The 16,977-nt window shown below is 62.8% G+C and carries 17 protein-coding genes; 8 read left to right on the forward strand and 9 right to left on the reverse strand.

Annotated elements, in window-relative coordinates; translation table 11 throughout:
* Window positions 1-100 precede the first annotated feature (100 nt).
* The gene (locus tag AB0323_RS14830) at window positions 101-1,042 is read left to right on the forward strand and encodes a metallophosphoesterase (RefSeq protein ID WP_366177980.1); all 942 of its coding nucleotides are present in this window, start codon (window positions 101-103) and stop codon (window positions 1,040-1,042) included.
* A 4-nt stretch (window positions 1,043-1,046) separates the two neighbouring features.
* Here AB0323_RS14830 and AB0323_RS14835 read toward each other — a convergent pair whose 3' ends face one another.
* Window positions 1,047-2,630 (reverse strand): stealth family protein, encoded by a 1,584-nt coding sequence (locus tag AB0323_RS14835; RefSeq protein ID WP_366177981.1) that lies wholly within the window; start codon window positions 2,628-2,630, stop codon window positions 1,047-1,049.
* A gap of 52 nt (window positions 2,631-2,682) precedes the next feature.
* Complete coding sequence (locus AB0323_RS14840; RefSeq protein WP_366177982.1) at window positions 2,683-3,591, reverse strand: hypothetical protein; 909 nt, start codon at window positions 3,589-3,591, stop codon at window positions 2,683-2,685.
* A 169-nt stretch (window positions 3,592-3,760) separates the two neighbouring features.
* Between AB0323_RS14840 and AB0323_RS14845 the strand changes: the two genes are divergently transcribed.
* Together AB0323_RS14845 and AB0323_RS14850 are read left to right on the forward strand one after the other, a co-directional pair.
* Entirely contained in the window at window positions 3,761-4,060 is a 300-nt protein-coding gene (locus AB0323_RS14845; RefSeq protein ID WP_059388531.1) for a type II toxin-antitoxin system VapB family antitoxin, read from the forward strand.
* On the forward strand, window positions 4,053-4,787 hold the full coding sequence (locus tag AB0323_RS14850; RefSeq protein ID WP_366177983.1) for a LytR C-terminal domain-containing protein: 735 nt from the start codon (window positions 4,053-4,055) through the stop codon (window positions 4,785-4,787). Before AB0323_RS14845 ends, AB0323_RS14850 begins: the two co-directional genes overlap by 8 nt.
* A 38-nt stretch (window positions 4,788-4,825) precedes the next feature.
* Here the strand turns inward: AB0323_RS14850 and AB0323_RS14855 are convergent, their stop codons facing one another.
* The gene (locus AB0323_RS14855) at window positions 4,826-5,467 is read right to left on the reverse strand and encodes a TetR/AcrR family transcriptional regulator (RefSeq protein WP_364539978.1); all 642 of its coding nucleotides are present in this window, start codon (window positions 5,465-5,467) and stop codon (window positions 4,826-4,828) included.
* Between the two features lie 235 nt (window positions 5,468-5,702).
* Here AB0323_RS14855 and AB0323_RS14860 point away from each other — a divergent pair, with 235 nt between their 5' ends.
* The 5 genes from AB0323_RS14860 to AB0323_RS14880 all read left to right on the forward strand — a co-directional run bounded on the left by AB0323_RS14860 (window position 5,703) and on the right by AB0323_RS14880 (window position 11,811).
* On the forward strand, window positions 5,703-6,734 hold the full coding sequence (locus tag AB0323_RS14860) for a LacI family DNA-binding transcriptional regulator (protein ID WP_366177984.1): 1,032 nt from the start codon (window positions 5,703-5,705) through the stop codon (window positions 6,732-6,734).
* 126 nt (window positions 6,735-6,860) lie between these two features.
* Entirely contained in the window at window positions 6,861-8,153 is a 1,293-nt protein-coding gene (locus AB0323_RS14865; protein ID WP_366177985.1) for a sugar ABC transporter substrate-binding protein, read from the forward strand.
* A gap of 73 nt (window positions 8,154-8,226) precedes the next feature.
* Window positions 8,227-9,192 (forward strand): sugar ABC transporter permease, encoded by a 966-nt coding sequence (locus AB0323_RS14870; protein ID WP_366177986.1) that lies wholly within the window; start codon window positions 8,227-8,229, stop codon window positions 9,190-9,192.
* Between the two features lie 139 nt (window positions 9,193-9,331).
* Window positions 9,332-10,123 carry a carbohydrate ABC transporter permease gene (locus AB0323_RS14875; protein WP_366177998.1) on the forward strand — a complete coding sequence of 264 codons (792 nt, stop codon included), beginning with the start codon at window positions 9,332-9,334 and terminating at the stop codon, window positions 10,121-10,123.
* A gap of 179 nt (window positions 10,124-10,302) precedes the next feature.
* Complete coding sequence (locus tag AB0323_RS14880; protein ID WP_366177987.1) at window positions 10,303-11,811, forward strand: glycoside hydrolase family 32 protein; 1,509 nt, start codon at window positions 10,303-10,305, stop codon at window positions 11,809-11,811.
* Between the two features lie 61 nt (window positions 11,812-11,872).
* Here the strand turns inward: AB0323_RS14880 and AB0323_RS14885 are convergent, their stop codons facing one another.
* From AB0323_RS14885 to AB0323_RS14910, 6 genes are all read right to left on the reverse strand, one after another.
* Entirely contained in the window at window positions 11,873-12,481 is a 609-nt protein-coding gene (locus AB0323_RS14885; protein ID WP_366177988.1) for a DUF2510 domain-containing protein, read from the reverse strand.
* Between the two features lie 169 nt (window positions 12,482-12,650).
* A complete protein-coding gene (locus AB0323_RS14890) occupies window positions 12,651-13,349 on the reverse strand; it encodes a DsbA family oxidoreductase (RefSeq protein WP_366177989.1) in 699 nt (232 codons plus the stop codon).
* 190 nt (window positions 13,350-13,539) lie between these two features.
* A complete protein-coding gene (locus AB0323_RS14895; protein WP_366177990.1) occupies window positions 13,540-14,070 on the reverse strand; it encodes a GNAT family N-acetyltransferase in 531 nt (176 codons plus the stop codon).
* A gap of 123 nt (window positions 14,071-14,193) precedes the next feature.
* Window positions 14,194-15,528, reverse strand: a complete 1,335-nt coding sequence (locus AB0323_RS14900) for an MFS transporter (protein WP_366177991.1) — start codon at window positions 15,526-15,528, stop codon at window positions 14,194-14,196.
* A gap of 127 nt (window positions 15,529-15,655) precedes the next feature.
* Window positions 15,656-16,528, reverse strand: coding sequence for a biopolymer transporter Tol (locus AB0323_RS14905; RefSeq protein WP_366177992.1), 873 nt, complete (start codon window positions 16,526-16,528; stop codon window positions 15,656-15,658).
* A gap of 98 nt (window positions 16,529-16,626) precedes the next feature.
* Window positions 16,627-16,977, reverse strand: a 351-nt coding sequence (locus tag AB0323_RS14910; protein ID WP_366177993.1) for a sugar phosphate isomerase/epimerase, incomplete at its 5' end; no start/stop codon positions are given.

A 16,977-nucleotide genomic window follows, 5' to 3' on the forward strand; every position in this document is an offset into this window, starting at 1 on the left:
TCCGCCCGTAAGTTACCCTGCGTTAGCCTTTTGTCTGGTTGGATTGGGTTTATTGGGGCAGACACTGGAGGCGCCGTCTCCTACCGACCCGAAGGTAGTAATGGAGCTCATCGAGGCCGAATATCCTCGGCCAGGACACGTCCTTCTGCACCTTAGCGACTCCCATTTGTTGGGAGGGTCGGAGCCCCTTTACGGCGCGGTCGATAGCGAAGCCCATCTCAGGCAACTATTTTCGGAAGTGCACGCGTCAAAGGTCCGTCCCGACGCCGTGATCTTCACCGGGGACCTCGCCGATCAAGGTGAGCCGGGCGCCTACGCCAAACTCCGGTCGATCGTCGAGCCTGCTTGCCGAGAGATGGGAGCGCGGGTGATCTGGGCGATGGGAAACCATGACGATCGGGCGAACTTCCGTGCCGGCCTCTTCGACCAGAGCGACAATGACGCCCCGGTGGATCACAGCTACTTCGTCAACGGCCTGCGGATCATCACGCTCGATACCTCCGTGCCCGGCTTCCATCACGGTGAGATAAGCCAGAGCCAGCTCGACTGGTTGGGATCGGAGCTCGCGACGCCGGCTCCCGACGGCACGATCCTCGCACTCCACCATCCTCCGGTCCCGAGCGTCCTTGACCTCTCCATCCTGGTGGAGCTGCGCGGCCAAGCGGCGCTGGCCGACGTCGTGCGCAATTCCGATGTCCGTTCCATCCTGGGCGGCCACTTGCACTACTCCACCACAGCCACTTTCGCGGGCGTGCCGGTATCAGTGGCTTCGGCGAGTTGCTACACACAGGACCTCAACGTTCCGCAGGGCGGTACCCGCGGACGGGACGGCGCCCAGGCGTTCAACCTGGTGCACGTTTACGAGCAGACGATCGTGCATTCAGTGGTGCCATTGGGAAAATCGCCGACTGTCGGTGAGTACGTCAGCCCGGAAGCCACCAGGCGCCGGCTCGCCGAAGCGGGCATCCGGATTCCCCAGCGAGCTACGCACGAACGCGGTTCCAGGGCCGATGCGAAGCGCCCGGAGATGACCCGCCGCTAGAGCACTACTTCTCCCACGGCGCCTTGACCGGGAAGTACTTCTCCATGAAGTCCGTCACGAGTCCGGCCCGTTCGTCGGCAGCCACCTCGGGGAAGCTGCCATCGTTGAGGCAGAAGAAATCCACGTTGCGTTTGGCGAGCAAGGTGGGCAGGTAGTGCAGCCCGGACCATAGTGTGGTGTCCACATACCTGACCTTGGCTGCCGTCTGCGTCACTGCCCGGCCCGTGAGCAACGAGTAGTAGTGGTAGAACGAGTTGGTTACCGAGATGTTGTCCGCCGCGCGGAACCTGCTGCCCGCAGTCTTGGCGAATTCGGCCGGAAACTCGCGCTCCATCTCTGCGATCACGCTGCGGCGAAGGGGCGCGGCGGTGTGCTCCAGATGGCGAGTTGTGATGCGCCCGAACCGCTCCCAGAGGAGCTTCCTGTTGACGCGGGCAGCGTTCTCGAAGCCGCTGCGTTCGGCGTCGTTCTCTCCCAGTCCGATCCGGGTGGAGGCTTCGATGAACTTGGTGATTCCGCCGGGAGTGAAGAACATGTCCGGTGCTACGGGCCGGCCGAAGAACATGTCGTCGTTGGAATACAGGAAGTGCTCGGAGAGTCCCTCGATGTGGTGTAACTGGGATTCCACGGCTTGGGAATTGTGGGTGGGCAACACTGTGGGGTCCTTGAAGAACTCCTCGCTGCGCATGATCCTGACGCTCGGGTGCTCGGCCAGCCACTCCGGCGCGGGGGAGTCCGTGGCGATGTAGATCCGCCGAATCCAGGGCGCGTACATGTAGACGGAACGCAGGGCATATTTGAGCTCGTTGATCTGCCGGAAACGGGCCTCGTGGGCGTCGCCCTCGCCCACGATGACGTCTTTCATCTGCTCGCGGCGGGCCGCAATGTACGCGGGATCGTTGCCGTCCACCCACGAAAAGACAATGTCGACGTCGAAATCGATGTCGCTCGCGTGGTCCGCGAACATGTTCTCGATGGTCGGCCAGCTCAGCCCGTGGCGTTCCACCGTGCCCCGGACAGCGTCCTGGCGCAACATGGTCCGCCGGGTCAGGGAGTTTTCCACCGGCAACACGAGTTGTTCGCCGTCGAACTCCCACAATTCCAGTTGCACGCCCAGCGAGGGGCCGTAGGTCAGCCCGCCGCCGGGTTCCACGCGTGGACGGAAGAGCCGGAAGATCCGGGCCTTCCGGTTGCTCGAGAGCTCGCCGTCGGCGACCAGCAACGTGGATTTCTTCCGCGCGTCGACGGTCATGGAGTAGAACGGCTCGTTCCGGAAAGCCGACACCAAAGCCTGGCGCAGTTTCTTCCGGAGCTTCCAATCGACGGCGATCACGGGCCGGTGATCATTGCCGCGGACCAGGATGAAGTCCAGCCCGGCCGCGTCCAGTGCGGCGCGGATCACGAGGAGGTCTTCGACCATCACCTGCTGCGGGGTGCGGTTCTGGTTCAGCAAGCTGTATCGGCCGCGATGGCGGACGACGTCGGCGCGGTGCTTGAGGCGCGCGTCAACTGCGGGCGATGTCGGTTCGGGAACGACCGCATCGTCGTCGGAGGCGGGGCTACCGAAGTAGATTGCTTGCTGGTCCATGACTGTGATGGCTTTTCTCCGAAAGGTTGTGGTTCGCGCGGGCCTGGTGACCTTAGCCGACCAACGCTTCACGCCAACTGCGCAGGAATGCGCCTCCGGCGTCGTCGTGAATGACGTCCTCGCCCAGGCCGAGGTCTGTGGCTGTAAGAACATCGTAGGGCTTGTTGGGCACGCCGTCCGCGGGCCGGACGTCGACGTGCTTGACGCTGTGGTCGTTATGGTGGAGCCAATCCGCCATGGCGTAGTCCGTGCGCGAATCTCCCACCGTCCGCCAGGCCTGCGGCGTGATTCCCTGGGCGGCGAGGAGTTCCACAGCGCGGCTGGCGCCGAGATCCTTGCCAAGCCGGATGGACTCGATGTCCGTGGAGATGATGGTGGGATCCAGGCGGTAGTCGGCGGCGTCGTCGGACTCTGGTGCGTGGTGATCCAGGAGAGCGGCGGAGAGCCCGTGCCTGCCCATGAGCTCCAGGGCATCGGCGTCGAAGAGCTTCTGCTCGGCCAGGTAGTCGTCATTTGAGACATCCAGATGCTGCTCCACGGATACCATCGCGCGCTTTGTCTCGTCGAAGAACATGTGCGTCGCATAGTCCTCTGCCACCATGCGGCGGACATCGTCGCCGTAGGCCTTCGGAACAGCAAGGTCATGGTCCACATGGATGGGTCCCGGGCCGCCTGAGGTGTAGCTGAACCAGACAGCGCCCTTCTCGCAGATCGCGTGGACTACCGTTCCGGCAGGCATTCCGGCGGCGATCATGGGTGCCATGACCTGCTCGCGGATGAAAGCGTCTGAGCGGCCGGTGTTGAAAATGACGGGGATGCCTGCGGATGCCAAGCCCACGAGGTCGGCGATGATTTCCGGCTTCACGTCGCGTGTCACGGGACTCGCGACAGGGCCGTCGACGTCGAGGAGAAGTGCGAGGGCGGGAGCAGCCGGGTGCGTGCTTGGCATTGAAGCGGTCATGAACCCATTCTGTCAGTACGGCGTGATGGCGGCATCGGTGTGACGGCGACGGCGGCAGGCGGCGCCGTTTCTGCGCGCACCGTCCGTCAACGGTTACCTTTTGGCCACAACCTTGGTCACCGACTTCTCACAAGTTCCCTTGGACGCCTTACTTCTTTAGGCTTGCAAAGTGATATTCAAAGCTGTGGGCGAGGGACGCCCGTACCCTGACCATGGTTTTTCCACGCCCAAGGACTGGGCCTCGCTGCCTCCGCGTCCGGTCCGGCTCGACGAACTTGTCACCACTAAGCGCACCCTTGACCTGGAAGCACTGCTGGCGGAGGATTCAACGTTCTTCGGCGACCTTTTCCCGCATGTGGTGCAGTACCAAGGCCTGCTGTATCTCGAAGACGGGCTCCACCGTGCAGTCCGTACTGCGCTCCACCAGCGCACGGCCATCCACGCCCGTGTCCTGGTGATAGATGGTTAACGAAACAGTCCCGGAGGAGCAGGTGGGAGTGCCCGATAATGCGGATCCGAGGAAGCGCCGGAAACGTCCCGGTCGGCAGAAAGACCCGGCGATTCTGCATGGCCATCGGGTTGTCACCGGTCCGGAACTTCGGGCAACCTTTGCTGAGGCTCCTGGGCCTGAGAGCCATCCCGGGTGGTTCAGCCGCCGCCTCTTGCATGGGATCGTTCTCGCGCTGCTCGTCGGGCTGGTCGTTGCCGGACTCGTGGGCGCATGGGCAGTGATGAACGGTGTGATCCGCTTCCCCTCGGCCGTTGCAAGCCAGGCGCCGGCGGCGGTGTGTCCTGCCACTGTTTTCGACTACACGCCCAACAACAAGGTCAAGGTCAATATCTACAATGCCGCGGGCAGGCCGGGCCTGGCCAAGAACGTGGCAGATCAGTTGAAGGCCCGGGGATACAACGTTGGCACCGTCGACAACTCGACCACCAGTTACACCGGCCCCGCGGTGGTTGTCTCGGGATCCGGCGGCCAAGCGGCGGCGTTCAACATCCAAAGGAACATCGCGGGTACCGACTACGTCCAGGACGAACGCACGGATGCCTCTGTGGACCTCATCCTCGCGCCCGGTTTCTCGGCATTGGTGCCGCCGGAATTGGTGGATAACACCCCGGGCAAGCTCAGTTGTCCCCGGTTGGAACAGAGGATCGCGGACAATGCGAAGCTGCCGGTAATGCCGACGCCTTAGCGTAGGCCTTACGAGGACGCGTTAGCCCCACGGCCGGGTCACGCCAAGCGCGCGGGCCGGCCGTCGTCGTCGAACCTTGCTCCTGCGCCCAACTGGATGAACCGCACGGTCTGTACCAGCCGCTCCTCACGCTCGTCCAGCTCCGCCCCGTTCGCGGCATTGCCGCGTGCCGCGCTGGAGGAAAGAGTTCCGTGGATGAGCCTGGCGAGCTGTCCGACGTCGGTGGGCGGGAGGTAGCCGGCCGCGATTCCGTCGCGCAGGATGTCCTGGAGCAGCAGGTTGAGTTCGCCGACGTGATCTGCCAATTTCGCAAAGGAAGCGGGGGAGAGGACAGCCGCCATCGCAGGACCCGGGGGGAGGTGCCGGCGGCTCAGGTCCTCCACCTGGGCGCGCACGTAAAGGGCCAGGCGGTCCACCGGATTCTGCAGTGCCGCAAGGGATTCGCGTAGATCGCCCAGGAACCGCTCGGTCTCGTCCAGGGCGTACGCGATGAGGAGCTGTTCCATGTCGGCGTAGTAGTTGTATACCGCCGTCCGGCCGACGCCGGCGTGCCGCGCGACGTCGGTCATGGTCAAGCCGGGCAGGCCGTGGGTGAAGAGCAGTTCCCCGAAAGCTGTCAGGACCCGGCGTCGGGTTTCAGCGCGTTGCGCCGCGTTGCTGGCGGCCGTAATCCTAGGCATACCGACACTTTACAGTGATCTGTCAGTAAAGTTGCGTGGGTGCGGGGCGAAGACAACGGTTTCCGGTGGTGATGGGTCCGCCGGGATGTGACTCTTTCCCTTTTCCAATGATTCGAGGCGGTCTGCCGTCAGTCAATCGATGCCGGCCGTCGGTCAACCCGAATGGTTGACATGAAAAACCGTTTTAGCTAATGTGACTTGCACAACAAGGTGAAAAAACGTTTTGCAAAGGAGCATGGTGGCGGCAAGAGTAGGCATCCGCGATGTAGCGAAAGCCGCACAGGTATCCGTCACCACAGTGTCGCACGCCCTGAATGACCGGCGAGCCTCCCGCATCAGCGCCGCCACCCGGGAACACGTCCGTTCGGTCGCTGAGGCCCTCGGATATGCACCCAACCGGCTAGCCAGTGGGCTGCGGAACAACCGCTCATACCTGATCGGTCTGGTCAGCGATGAGGTTGCGACGACGCCCTTCGCAGGCGACATGATACTGGGGGCCCAGGATGCCGCGTACGAGCGGGGTTGCCTGCTGATGATGCTGGACAGCTCTCGCGACGATGAGCTGGAAAAGCGGCAGATCAGCGCCTTGCTTCAGCACCAGGTGGACGGCGTTGTCTACGCGAGGATGTACCATCAGCGGATCGGCCTCCCGGCGGAACTCACCGGGGTGCCGACGGTCCTTCTGGATGCCGTTTCAGCAGACGATACCGTCTCCTCGGTTGTCCCTGATGAAGTAGAAGCGGCACGGATCGCTGTACGTTCCCTTGTTGATGCCGGGCACCGGAGCATCGGCTTCATCAACAATCTCGATGACATTCCCGCCACTCACGGGCGCCTTCTAGGCTACCGGGAAGCACTGAAGGATAGCGGGATCGAATTTGACCCCGCCTTGGTTGTCGCAGGAGTTGCCCAGGCCCACGGCGCGCGTGCGGCTGCGGTGGAGTTGCTGTCTAGGCCCTCAAGGCCTACGGCATTGTTTTGCTTCAATGACCGCATGGCCATGGGCGCCTATCAGGCGGCCGGAGCCCTGGGATTGAGGATCCCGCAGGATCTGTCGGTCATTGGGATTGACAATCTGGAACTGATCGCAGGGGGCCTTTGGCCTGGCCTGACAACCATGGCCCTCCCTCACTACGGCATGGGGCGTTGGGCCGTAAACCGGCTTCTGGACGAGATCGAAAGCCCAGATGACGTGGAACCCGTCCAGATGATGTTCGACTGCCCGATGGTCCAGCGCGGGTCAGTCGCACCGCCACTGCAGATCTGAGGCAGCGGCGCCCCGCAAGAAACCCAGGCTCCGCACAAAAAATGGGAACGTGGCCGCTGCAACGGCCACGTTCCCTGGGCGGAACCGAACCGTCAACGCAAGAATCAACAGAAAGTTTCACCAACCATGAACATTCGTTTCAAGCGGTTCCTGGCCGCAAGTCTAACCTCCGCCGCCCTTGTGGGCAGCATGGCAGCCTGCGGAACAGGTGGCGGCAACTCCAAGGATGGAGCCAATGGCGAGCTCACCCTTTGGACCCACAATGCTGGAAACCCGGACGAATTGGGGGCCATCCAGTCCGTTGTCGATGCCTACAACCAAAGCCAGAGCAAAGTGAAGGTCAAGGTTCAGGCGTTCCCGCAGGACTCCTACAACGACTCGGTTGTCGCTGCGGCTTCGGCGAACAAACTGCCCTGCATTGTCGATATTGACGGGCCGAACGTCCCGAACTGGGCATGGTCGAAATACCTGACGCCGCTGAAACTGAGTGCGGATCTGTCCCAGAACCTGCCCAGCACCCTGGGGAAATGGAACGGCCAGACGTACTCGGTCGGATACTACGACGTCGCCTTGGCCATGCTGGCCCGCGCATCGGACCTGAAGGCGGCGGGCGTGAGGGTGGCTACCGTGGACAAGCCCTGGACCAAGGACGAATTTGACGCCGCCCTGGCCGCGTTGAAGAAGCTGGGCAAGTGGGACAACCCGCTGGACCTTGGGACGGCCGGCACAGGTGAATGGCTACCCTACGCCTACTCACCGTTCCTGCAGTCGTTCGGCGGGGATTTGATCAACCGCAACGACTTCCAAAGCGCTGACGGGGCCCTCAACGGTGACAAGGCAGTCGAATGGGCCAGCTGGTTCCACGGCCTGATTACCAAGGGCTATGCGGCGCAGAAGAGCGGCAAGGACTCCACGGCAGATTTCCTGAACAACAAGAGCGCCATCGTCTACACAGGCAGCTGGGCCGCGGACAAGGCACGCACGGCTCTGGGCGATGACCTGGTGGTCATGCCCTCCGTGGACCTGGGCAACGGCCCGAAGATCGGCGGCGGATCCTGGCAGTGGGGTGTGACCACGGGCTGCAAGAACCCGGACGCGGCGATGGACTACCTCTCCTTCTCCCTCAAGCCGGAGAATATTGCCAAGGTTGCCAAGGCAACCGGCACGATTCCGGCCACCGACGCCGCTGCTGCCCTGGTCCCCGGTTTCGAGCCGACGGGCAAGAACCGGCTCTTCCTTGACTTCTCCAAGAAGTCTGCCGTGCTGCGGCCCGAAACGCCGGCCTATCCGTTCATCGCTACCGAGTTCGGCAAGGCCACCCAGGACATCATTTCCGGCGCTGACCCGAAGCAGGCTCTGGACAAGGCCGCCAAGAACATCGATTCAAACATCAAGTCCAATAACGGCTACAAGAGCTAGCCAGCCTCCGGGGTGCCGCGGCGCGATCCAGCCGGCGCGGCACCCCGGACCGGACCACACAGGACCAGTCACCATGAATTCCTCTTCAGCCACGTCATCCTTGCCGGCAACCACCCGTGTCATCCCTTCAACACCATCTCTTCAGAAACCACGTCAGCTCAAGAAATACCACCGGCGCGAGCAGCGCGCCGGATGGGCCATGCTGAGCCCGGCACTTCTCCTGCTGCTGCTTTTCGTGTTCGTGCCAGCAATGCTCGCCTTTGGCCTGGCCTTCACCAACGCCCGTTTGATCTCACCAAACCCGCCGACATTCGTCGGCCTGGACAACTTCGTACGCCTCTTCGGAGATGAAGGGTTCTACCGGGCCCTCCTGAACGTCGCCTACTTCGCCGTCATAGTCGTGCCGCTGCAGGCTGGTGTGGCGCTGGTCATGGCGCTGCTGGTCAATGCGAAGGTCCGCGGGGTCAACTTCTTCCGCACCGTGTATTTTCTGCCCGTGGTCACCTCCATGGTGGTCGTCTCCCTCTTGTGGTTGTTCATCTACCGTCAGGACGGTCTGCTCAACGAAATCATCACTAGGCTGACATTCGGTGCAGTCCATGGACCGGACTGGCTGAACAACACCAGCACCGCCATGCCGGCCATCATCCTGATGTCGGTCTGGCAGGGCGCCGGTTTCCACATGATCATCTGGCTCTCAGGGCTCCAGACCATTTCAGCTGAACTATACGAAGCAGCTGACATCGACGGCGTCAGCCGGTGGCAGAGGTTCCGGTACATCACCTGGCCGGGGCTTTCCTCCACCCGGAGTCTGATCCTGATCACCATCACGATCCAGGCACTGAGCCTGTTCACACAAGTCAACGTGATGACCCAAGGCGGACCGCTGGATTCAACGACGACGATCGTCTACCAGGCTGTCCGTGCCGGATTCAAGCAGCAGGAAACCTCCTACGCCTCAGCGATTTCCCTGGTTTTCTTCGCGCTGGTCCTCATCATCTCCGCAGTACAGCGCTACCTCACCCGAGAGAAGTCCTAACATGGCCACCATCCTTGAGAGCTCCGGCGGCCGCGCCGAAGCCCGTCCAATCCCCCGGAAACCCCGGAGCCTCCGCGCCATCGGCGGCTGGATAGCGCGGATCCTTCTCGGCGTCGTCTTCGCTTTCCCGTTGTTGTTCATGTTCGTGTCCTCAATGAAGCCGGACCAGCAGATCTTCGGGGATCTGTCCTCAATCGCCGCCTTCCTGCCGGTGGGCAACCTCTCGTTCGACAACTACGGCGCCGTCTTTGACAGGGTTCCCGCCGCCCGGTTCCTGATCAACTCCATCGGCATCTCCGCGGTGACCGTCATTCTGGGAGTCCTGATCAACAGCCTCGCGGCATTCGCCCTCTCGCGGATGAGGGTCCGAGGAAAAGGAATCATCCTGACCCTCATCATCGCCACATTGATCGTCCCCTTCGAAACCCTGGCCCTGCCCCTGGTCTGGTGGGTCAACCAGCTCCCCTGGCTGGACGTCAACGGGTTCTCGCTGTCGCTGACCACCGGATGGCTGGACACCTACCACGTGCAGATCATTCCGTTTGTGGCCAACGCGTTTTCCATCTACCTCTTCCACCAGTACTTCGAATCAATCCCGAAGGAGCTGGACGAAGCGGCCCGCGTAGACGGGGCGAGCTGGTTCAAGATCTACCGCAAGATTGTCATGCCCCTGTCCGGGCCGGCCATCGCTACGGTCTCCATTCTGACGTTCCTCCCGGCATGGAACTCCTACCTATGGCCGCTCATGGTCGTCCAGAGCGAAGAACTGCGTCCGGTCATGATCGGAGTCCAGTACTTTTTCCAGCTCAATGTGTCCTGGGGCCAGGTCATGGCCTATTCCTCCATGATCACCCTGCCGGTCGTCGCCCTCTTCATCGCGTTCCAGCGCTCCTTTGTCAACAGCATCGCCTCTAGCGGCGTCAAAGGCTGAACTCCAGAGCGAATTCAAGGAACCTCGCGGTGCCACTCTCAATGATCGAACGAGATCCTTGAGAGTGGTGCCGTCACGCGCAAGCGCTCGGCATGTCATCTGCCAGATTGCCTCAGACCAGCCGTGCCCTTCCCACGGCTGGTGCCCGAACTCAAGAACAGAAGCGAGATTCAAACCCCATGACCGCCGTGACCGCCACGACAGCAGATGCTTTCCGGCCCGCCATGCACTACGCCGCCCGCAGCACCTGGCTGAACGACCCGAACGGCCTGATCTTCCACGATGGCCTTTACCACCTCTACTACCAGAACAACCCGGAAGGCAGTGTCTGGGGAAACATGTCCTGGGGCCACGCCACCTCCGCGGATCTGGTGACATGGACAGAACACCCGGTGGCCATCGCGTGCGACGAACAGGAAGACATCTATTCCGGCAGCATCATCTTTGACCGGCACAACACCAGCGGGTTCGGCACCGAGTCAAGGCCCCCGCTTGTGGCCGTCTACACCAGCGCCTTCAAACCGGCATCGGAACACAAGGGCGTCCAGGCCCAATCCCTCGCATACAGCCTCGACGGCGGCTACACCTGGACCAAGTACGCCGACAACCCGGTACTGAACCGGGGATCATCCGACTTCCGCGACCCGAAGGTCTTCCGCTATGAATTGGACGCCGGCAGCTACTGGGTCATGGTGGCCGTCGAGGCCCAGGACTTCCAGATTGTCTTCTACAAGTCTGACGACCTCAAGAGCTGGGAACCGCTGAGCACCTTCGGCCCGGCAAATGCCACAGGAGGCGTGTGGGAGTGCCCCGACCTCTTCCCGCTGCCGGTCGACGACGACCCGGAGAAGGTGAAATGGGTCCTGACAGTAAACCTCAACCCAGGAGGCCCCAACAGCGGTTCCGCCGGACAGTACTTTGTGGGAGATTTCGACGGCGTCACCTTTACCTCCTCATCCACAGTCACCGAAGGTGCCCAGGACCCTGACAAGCTGCACGAGTACCAATGGCTCGACTGGGGCCGGGACTACTACGCCGCAGTCTCATTCAGCGACGTTCCCGACGGCCGACGGCTCATGATCGCCTGGATGAACAACTGGCAGTACGCCAACCAGATCCCCACCGCACCGTGGCGCAGCCCCATGTCATTGGTCCGCGAAGTGTCCCTGCAGAGCGCTCACGGAAACCCTCGACTCGTGCAGCACGTAGCACAGGAACTGACGTCGCTCCCCGCCGGGAAACCGCCCTTCACGGCCAGTCCAGGAGAAATAGCCGAAGGCAAACATATCCTGGCCGGTGCGGCCGGCAGCGTACAACGGATCGAGGCAACCTTCACGCCCGGAACGGCCGAAGAGTTCGGACTCATTGTCCGCGGCGATGGAACCCGGGGCACCCGCATCGGCATCCGGCCCGCTGAAGGCAGCATCGTCGTCGACCGCCGCGAATCCGGGCAGACAGACTTCCACGAATCGTTCGCGTCAATCGACTCAGCCCCCATCCAGCCAACCGCCAATTCCTATGACCTCATCATCTACGTGGACCAATGCTCAGTGGAGGTCTTCGCCCAAGGAGGCCAAGTCACCCTGTCCGAGCTGATCTTCCCAAACACCGCCAGCACGGACGTATCCGTCTACGCGTCGGGGGGCACAGCAACCCTCAACAACCTGAACATCACCCAATGGGCATGACAGCTGAATCTGAGGAGGTTCTTTCGCCGCATGCCTTGCGGCACAGCGGGCCGGTGGGGCACTAGTATCCGTAGAGGCCGGAGAAGGTCTGGGTCATGGACGAGGCGTGGGCGATGCTGATCACGAGACTCACCACAAACACGCCGATCAAGGCCCATACCGGGTCCAAGCCCCTGCCGGGCGCTACTTTCCGCACAACGACGGACCGCCCGATCACGTAGACACCGAGGCTGAGGAACGTCCACGCCCAATGAAACGGGCGCACGACACCAGCCCGGTCAAGCTTTTTCCAGTCGAAGTAGGCAGCGACGATAGTCCCCGCGTAGGCGAGGAAGCCCACAGCGACCACCACAAAGTACCCGGGCGTGATGACAGAGAAAGGGTCAATGGTCCTGACGCCCCGGACGTAGACCAATCGTGGAACGGGATTCCACAAGGCTGCCTGCGACAGGACAACGACCAGAGGAGCCGCGACGATCAGCCAGACGAGGGCGTTGTAGACGGGGGTCTGGGGGCTGATCAAAGGACGCCACCTGCCAGGAGCAACCGCAGTCTGCGCCAGATACCCGGACCAGGTGGTGCCGTTCCACCAGAGGGACCTGCCCGATCCGGCCGGATCCGGATACCAGCCCGGTCCGGGCGGTACTTGGCCTGTCGGGCGCTCTGTCATGGTGCTCCTCATGTGGGTGGAAGTGATTCCTGGCTAGAAGATCGAGCCCTTTCGGGACTCCCTTCTATATACGGCACCCGTGCCCTGTTCTTGACGCACGCCACGAAATCCACAGGAGAGTCGCCGTCGAAGCCGCGCGGAACCTTCAAAGAGCCAGCCGGAGGACGCCTTAGATTGCGCAGCCGTCGGGGCCGCAGGCTTCGGCGTCGGGGCTGCCGACGGCGACCAGCGGATTCGCTTCCTGCCATGCCTGTGTGAGGGCCTGGGTGAAGACCTCGGAGGGCTGAGCGCCGGAGAGTCCGTACTTGCGGTCGATGACAAAGAACGGCACGCCGGTGACGCCGAGCATCCGGGCTTCGGCGATGTCGCCGCGGACGTCTTCTGCGTACTTGTCGGTGCTGAACAACTCAGCGACCTCGGCTTCCGGCAGGCCCAAGTCGGTGCCGAGCCCGGCCAGGTACTCTTGGCTTCCGATGTCCTTGCCATGTTCAAAATGGCCGCTCAGGAGCAGTTCCTTGGCTTGGTCCTGCTTGCCGTGGGCGGCCGCCAGGTGGATGAGGCGGTGTGCCGTGAAGCTGTTGGCAACCACGACGTCGTCGAAACGGTAGTTGAGGCCTTCGCCTTTCGCCTGCAACGCCACGTGCTCGAACATCTGGCTTACCTGCGCGGGGTCCATGCCCTTGCGCTTGCTCAGGTAATCGAGCTCGGTGCCGTCGTAGTGTTCCGGGATGCTCGGGTCCAACTGGTAGCTGCGCCACTGGATCTCGACCGAATCGCGGTGCGGGAACTCGGCAAGGGCTGTTTCGAACCGGCGCTTCCCGATGTAACACCACGGGCAAGCGACGTCTGACCAGATCTCAATCTTCATGGTGGCGACAACCGGAAGCGGGGGCCGGGCATTCCCGGAATGGGCTGTTGGACTGGTCACAGCCCGGCGTTCACGACACGCAAAATGGTGTGCGACGCGGAAGCGGGCGGGCGCTGCCCGTATCCAAGCCGCGTGAAACTGTTTGCGCATCGCGGGTCCATTTCCGCGTCGCTAATGCGCGTCCAGGGTCCTAGACCGCCCGCTCCATCACGAAATCGTGCTCGACGGCATCGCCCAAACGGAACGACTTGGTCCCGACCCTCCTGAATCCACTTTTCTCATAGAAGCGGATGGCCTTCGCGTTCTGGCTGTTGACACCGAGCCACACCCCGGCAGCACCGGTGCCGCCAGCACGGTCCAAGGTGGCTTTCATGAGCTCCGCGGCAGCACCCAGGCCGTGGTGTTCCGGATGCACATAGCACTTGCTCAGTTCCGTCGAAGGGTTGAGCGTCAGGACCGAAGCGACGTCGGCATCGCTCGTGGGCCGGGCCACGAGCATGCTGTAGCCGCGGAGTTCCCCGGCGGCGTCGATGGCCAGGATGGTGACGTCCGGATCGGCAAGGTATTCCGTGAACTTCTCCGTGCTGAGTGTCCTGCGCAGGTGCGCGGCGATGTCTTCGGGCGAGGAGTCCGGCGGGCAGGCCAGCGGAAAGGTGACGGCTGCAAGCTCCGCCAGCATTCCGGCGTCGTCCGCTGTTGCTTCACGGATTATCTGGCTCATGGCGTCCTCTCTGGCAATCGGGCGCAGAAATGCCCCTCAAGACTGATCTTAAGGGGCATTCCAGGAGGGATTACGACGGCGGTGGCCGGCCGGAGCGTTCTGCTCGCGGGGCCGCCGGGCTGCTTAGGGGCGGGTTCCCGCAAGCAGCCGAAGATCCTCCTCCGGCTGTGGATCCTTGCCCAAGGCGAGCCCGACGATGGTGACCACTGCCGTCACGAGCAAGTATGCGGCGATCAGGAGCCAGTTTCCGGTGGCGGCGTAGAGGGCGGTGAAGATCAACGGTGCCACTGCTCCGCCCACGACGCCCGCCACCGTGTAGGCAAGGGAACTGCCGGCATAACGGAGCCTGGCCGGGAATTGCTCGGTGATGAACGCCGCTTGCGGGCCGTACATGAAGGCGTGCAGCCCAAGGCCGATCACGACGCCGACGGTCAGCACCAGGACGGAGCGGGACTGGACCATGAGGAAGAACAGGGGGATGTACACGGCTGTGGCGGCGGCGGTGATGCCATAGACCAGCCGGCGGTTGAACCGGTCCGTGACAGCTCCTGCGGCGGGGATCAGGAACAGTTGGAATGCCGAGCCCACCAGGACCGCGCCCAGGACGTTGCCGGTGGTCATGCCAAGTTCCTTGGTGGCGTAGACCGCGACGAAGACGGTGAACAAGGCGTACAAGACGTCGGGGCAGATCCTGCACAACGCGGCGGCAAGAAGCGGGCGGAACTGGGTGGTGAGGACTTCCTTGATGGGAGCCTTAGGCCGTTCGCCGGTGGCTTCGATGGCCTTGAACACCGGGGTTTCCTCGAGCTTGAGCCTGATGACGAGGCCAAAGGCAACCAGGATGGCCGAGCTGAGGAAGGCCACGCGCCAACCCCAGGCAATGAAGGCGTCGTTGCTCATGACGGCGGCGAGGACAGCCAGTGCGCCGTTGGCCAGCAGGTTGCCGGCAGGCGGCCCGATCTGGGCCGCGGACGACCAGAACCCGCGCTTGCTGGGATTGGCGTACTCGCCGGACAGCAAGACGGCGCCGCCCCATTCGCCGCCGACGCCGATGCCCTGGGCGAGGCGAAGGAGGACCAGGATGATCGTGGCCCCGATGCCGATGGTGTGGTAATCCGGCAAGGCACCGATAAGGACCGTGGCCGCGCCAATGAGGACGAGCGTGATGACCAGGACGTTCTTGCGTCCGATCTTGTCGCCGAGCCGGCCAAAGACAACGCCGCCGATTGGCCGGGCGAGGTAACCCACCGCGAAGGCCGAGAAGGACAACAGGAGACCGGTGGTTTCATCGTTGGTGGGGAAGAAGATCTTGGGAAAGACCAGCGCCGAGGCGACCGAGTAGATCGCGAAGTCGTAGTACTCCAGGGAGGTTCCTGTGACGCTGGCAATGAAGGCTTTGATGGCGCCTGCCGAGGGTTTGCTGCGCCGTGTTGGACTTGGCGAAGTGGTCGCGGACATGGTTCCTCCATGGAACGTTGGGCGGGCTTTGTGATCCCGATCTCAATCGGGGCCTACACCCAATGATGCATCACTCGGAGGAATTGTTCAACAATTTTTTGGCAAGAGTTCCTTCCGCGGGTTCATGTCAGTTGCTTGGATAGGCGACAAACGCGAAACGGGTGGAGTCGGGTGACCAGCTGTTGACGTTGAGGGTTCCCTGGCCGCCGAAGAGGGGCCAGGTGTGGAGCGGCGTCGCCCAGTCGCTCGTGGAGACAATCACGACGTCGACCGGCAAGTCCGCGGGATGGCCTACCGTGCCGCTCGGGAAGCGGATGTAGCTGGCCAGGCGCCCGTCGGGCGAGAGGTGCGGGAACCAGTCGACGGTGTCGCTGTCGAGCAACCGTTCAAAGCCCGTACCGTCAACCCGTGCGCGGGCAATCTGCGCATGCCCGGCCTGCGTGGTGAATGACTCGGTATTGAAGTAGAGCCATTTCCCGTCCGGAGAGTACTCAGGTCCGTCGCAATGGCCGGGGCCGGTGTCCACGAGCGCCGATGGGCCGCCGGCCGCGGGCATCGTCATGAGTTGGCCCGGCTTGCTGAAATCGCCGCCGTCGATGCCTACGTAGGCGAGTTCAAGTCCGTCGGGGCTGACGCCGTGCAGGAAATGGAGGGAGCTGTCGTCGTCCGTGAGCTTGGTGGCTTCTCCGCCGTCGAGCGCTGCGCGGTAGATGTGTCCGTCATTCGCCGAGAGGAAGATGCGCGCGCCGTCGGGGGCGAGGACGTGGTCATTGTTGAGGTCCGGGATCCCGGTGAGGGGTACTTCGGCGATGGTCCGGTCCCGGACATCCAATGTCCACAGCTTGCCCGCACCATTGAGGATGAGGCGGGCGCCGTCGAGGCTCCAGTTCGGCGCCTCGAAGAGCACCTCGTCAGAGGTGAAGACAAGCTCGAGCGCTCCGGTGCTCGCAGAAGCAATCCAGACCTCGCACCGTTGGCCCGGCCGAAGGGTTCGTATCACAGTGCTCTGTCCTTTCCCTGGCGCGAGTTGGCAGCAGATGCCCGCAACATCGGATTTTGGGGTCATCTGCTGCCAGTTCGCGCTAACTGAAGGGGTGGTTAGTCCTGGTTGAAGGCGGCGTCGAAGCTGGTTTGCGACGGCGGGAAGTCGAACTTTTTGAGGTTGGCGAGGGCTTCGGGGGCGCCGTGGAGGCGGTCCATGCCCGCGTCTTCCCACTCGATGGAAATCGGTCCGGTGTAGCCGATCGCGGTGAGGGCACGGAAGCTCGATTCCCAGGGGACGTCGCCGCGTCCGGCGGAGACGAAGTCCCAGCCCCGGCGCGGGTCGCCCCAGGGCAGGTGGGAGCCCAGGACGGTGTTCCGGCCCGTGGGGCGCAGCTTGGTGTCCTTGCAGTCCACGTGGTAGATCCGGTCCTTGAAGTCCCAGATGAAGGAGACGGGGTCGATGCC

Origin of the sequence: Arthrobacter sp. NPDC080031, from assembly GCF_040702485.1 — a bacterium.
In the GTDB taxonomy this organism is placed as follows: domain Bacteria; phylum Actinomycetota; class Actinomycetes; order Actinomycetales; family Micrococcaceae; genus Arthrobacter.

Coding starts and splice junctions, on each gene's coding strand:
- AB0323_RS14890 (WP_366177989.1), bottom strand. CDS start 13,349: ATGAAGATTGAGATCTGGTCAGACGTCGCTTGCCCGTGGTGTTACATC.
- AB0323_RS14830 (WP_366177980.1), top strand. CDS start 101: ATGGAGCTCATCGAGGCCGAATATCCTCGGCCAGGACACGTCCTTCTG.
- AB0323_RS14860 (WP_366177984.1), top strand. CDS start 5,703: ATGGTGGCGGCAAGAGTAGGCATCCGCGATGTAGCGAAAGCCGCACAG.
- AB0323_RS14850 (WP_366177983.1), top strand. CDS start 4,053: ATGGTTAACGAAACAGTCCCGGAGGAGCAGGTGGGAGTGCCCGATAAT.
- AB0323_RS14870 (WP_366177986.1), top strand. CDS start 8,227: ATGAATTCCTCTTCAGCCACGTCATCCTTGCCGGCAACCACCCGTGTC.
- AB0323_RS14855 (WP_364539978.1), bottom strand. CDS start 5,467: ATGCCTAGGATTACGGCCGCCAGCAACGCGGCGCAACGCGCTGAAACC.
- AB0323_RS14880 (WP_366177987.1), top strand. CDS start 10,303: ATGACCGCCGTGACCGCCACGACAGCAGATGCTTTCCGGCCCGCCATG.
- AB0323_RS14900 (WP_366177991.1), bottom strand. CDS start 15,528: ATGTCCGCGACCACTTCGCCAAGTCCAACACGGCGCAGCAAACCCTCG.
- AB0323_RS14885 (WP_366177988.1), bottom strand. CDS start 12,481: ATGACAGAGCGCCCGACAGGCCAAGTACCGCCCGGACCGGGCTGGTAT.
- AB0323_RS14865 (WP_366177985.1), top strand. CDS start 6,861: ATGAACATTCGTTTCAAGCGGTTCCTGGCCGCAAGTCTAACCTCCGCC.
- AB0323_RS14875 (WP_366177998.1), top strand. CDS start 9,332: ATGTTCGTGTCCTCAATGAAGCCGGACCAGCAGATCTTCGGGGATCTG.
- AB0323_RS14895 (WP_366177990.1), bottom strand. CDS start 14,070: ATGAGCCAGATAATCCGTGAAGCAACAGCGGACGACGCCGGAATGCTG.
- AB0323_RS14840 (WP_366177982.1), bottom strand. CDS start 3,591: ATGACCGCTTCAATGCCAAGCACGCACCCGGCTGCTCCCGCCCTCGCA.
- AB0323_RS14835 (WP_366177981.1), bottom strand. CDS start 2,630: ATGGACCAGCAAGCAATCTACTTCGGTAGCCCCGCCTCCGACGACGAT.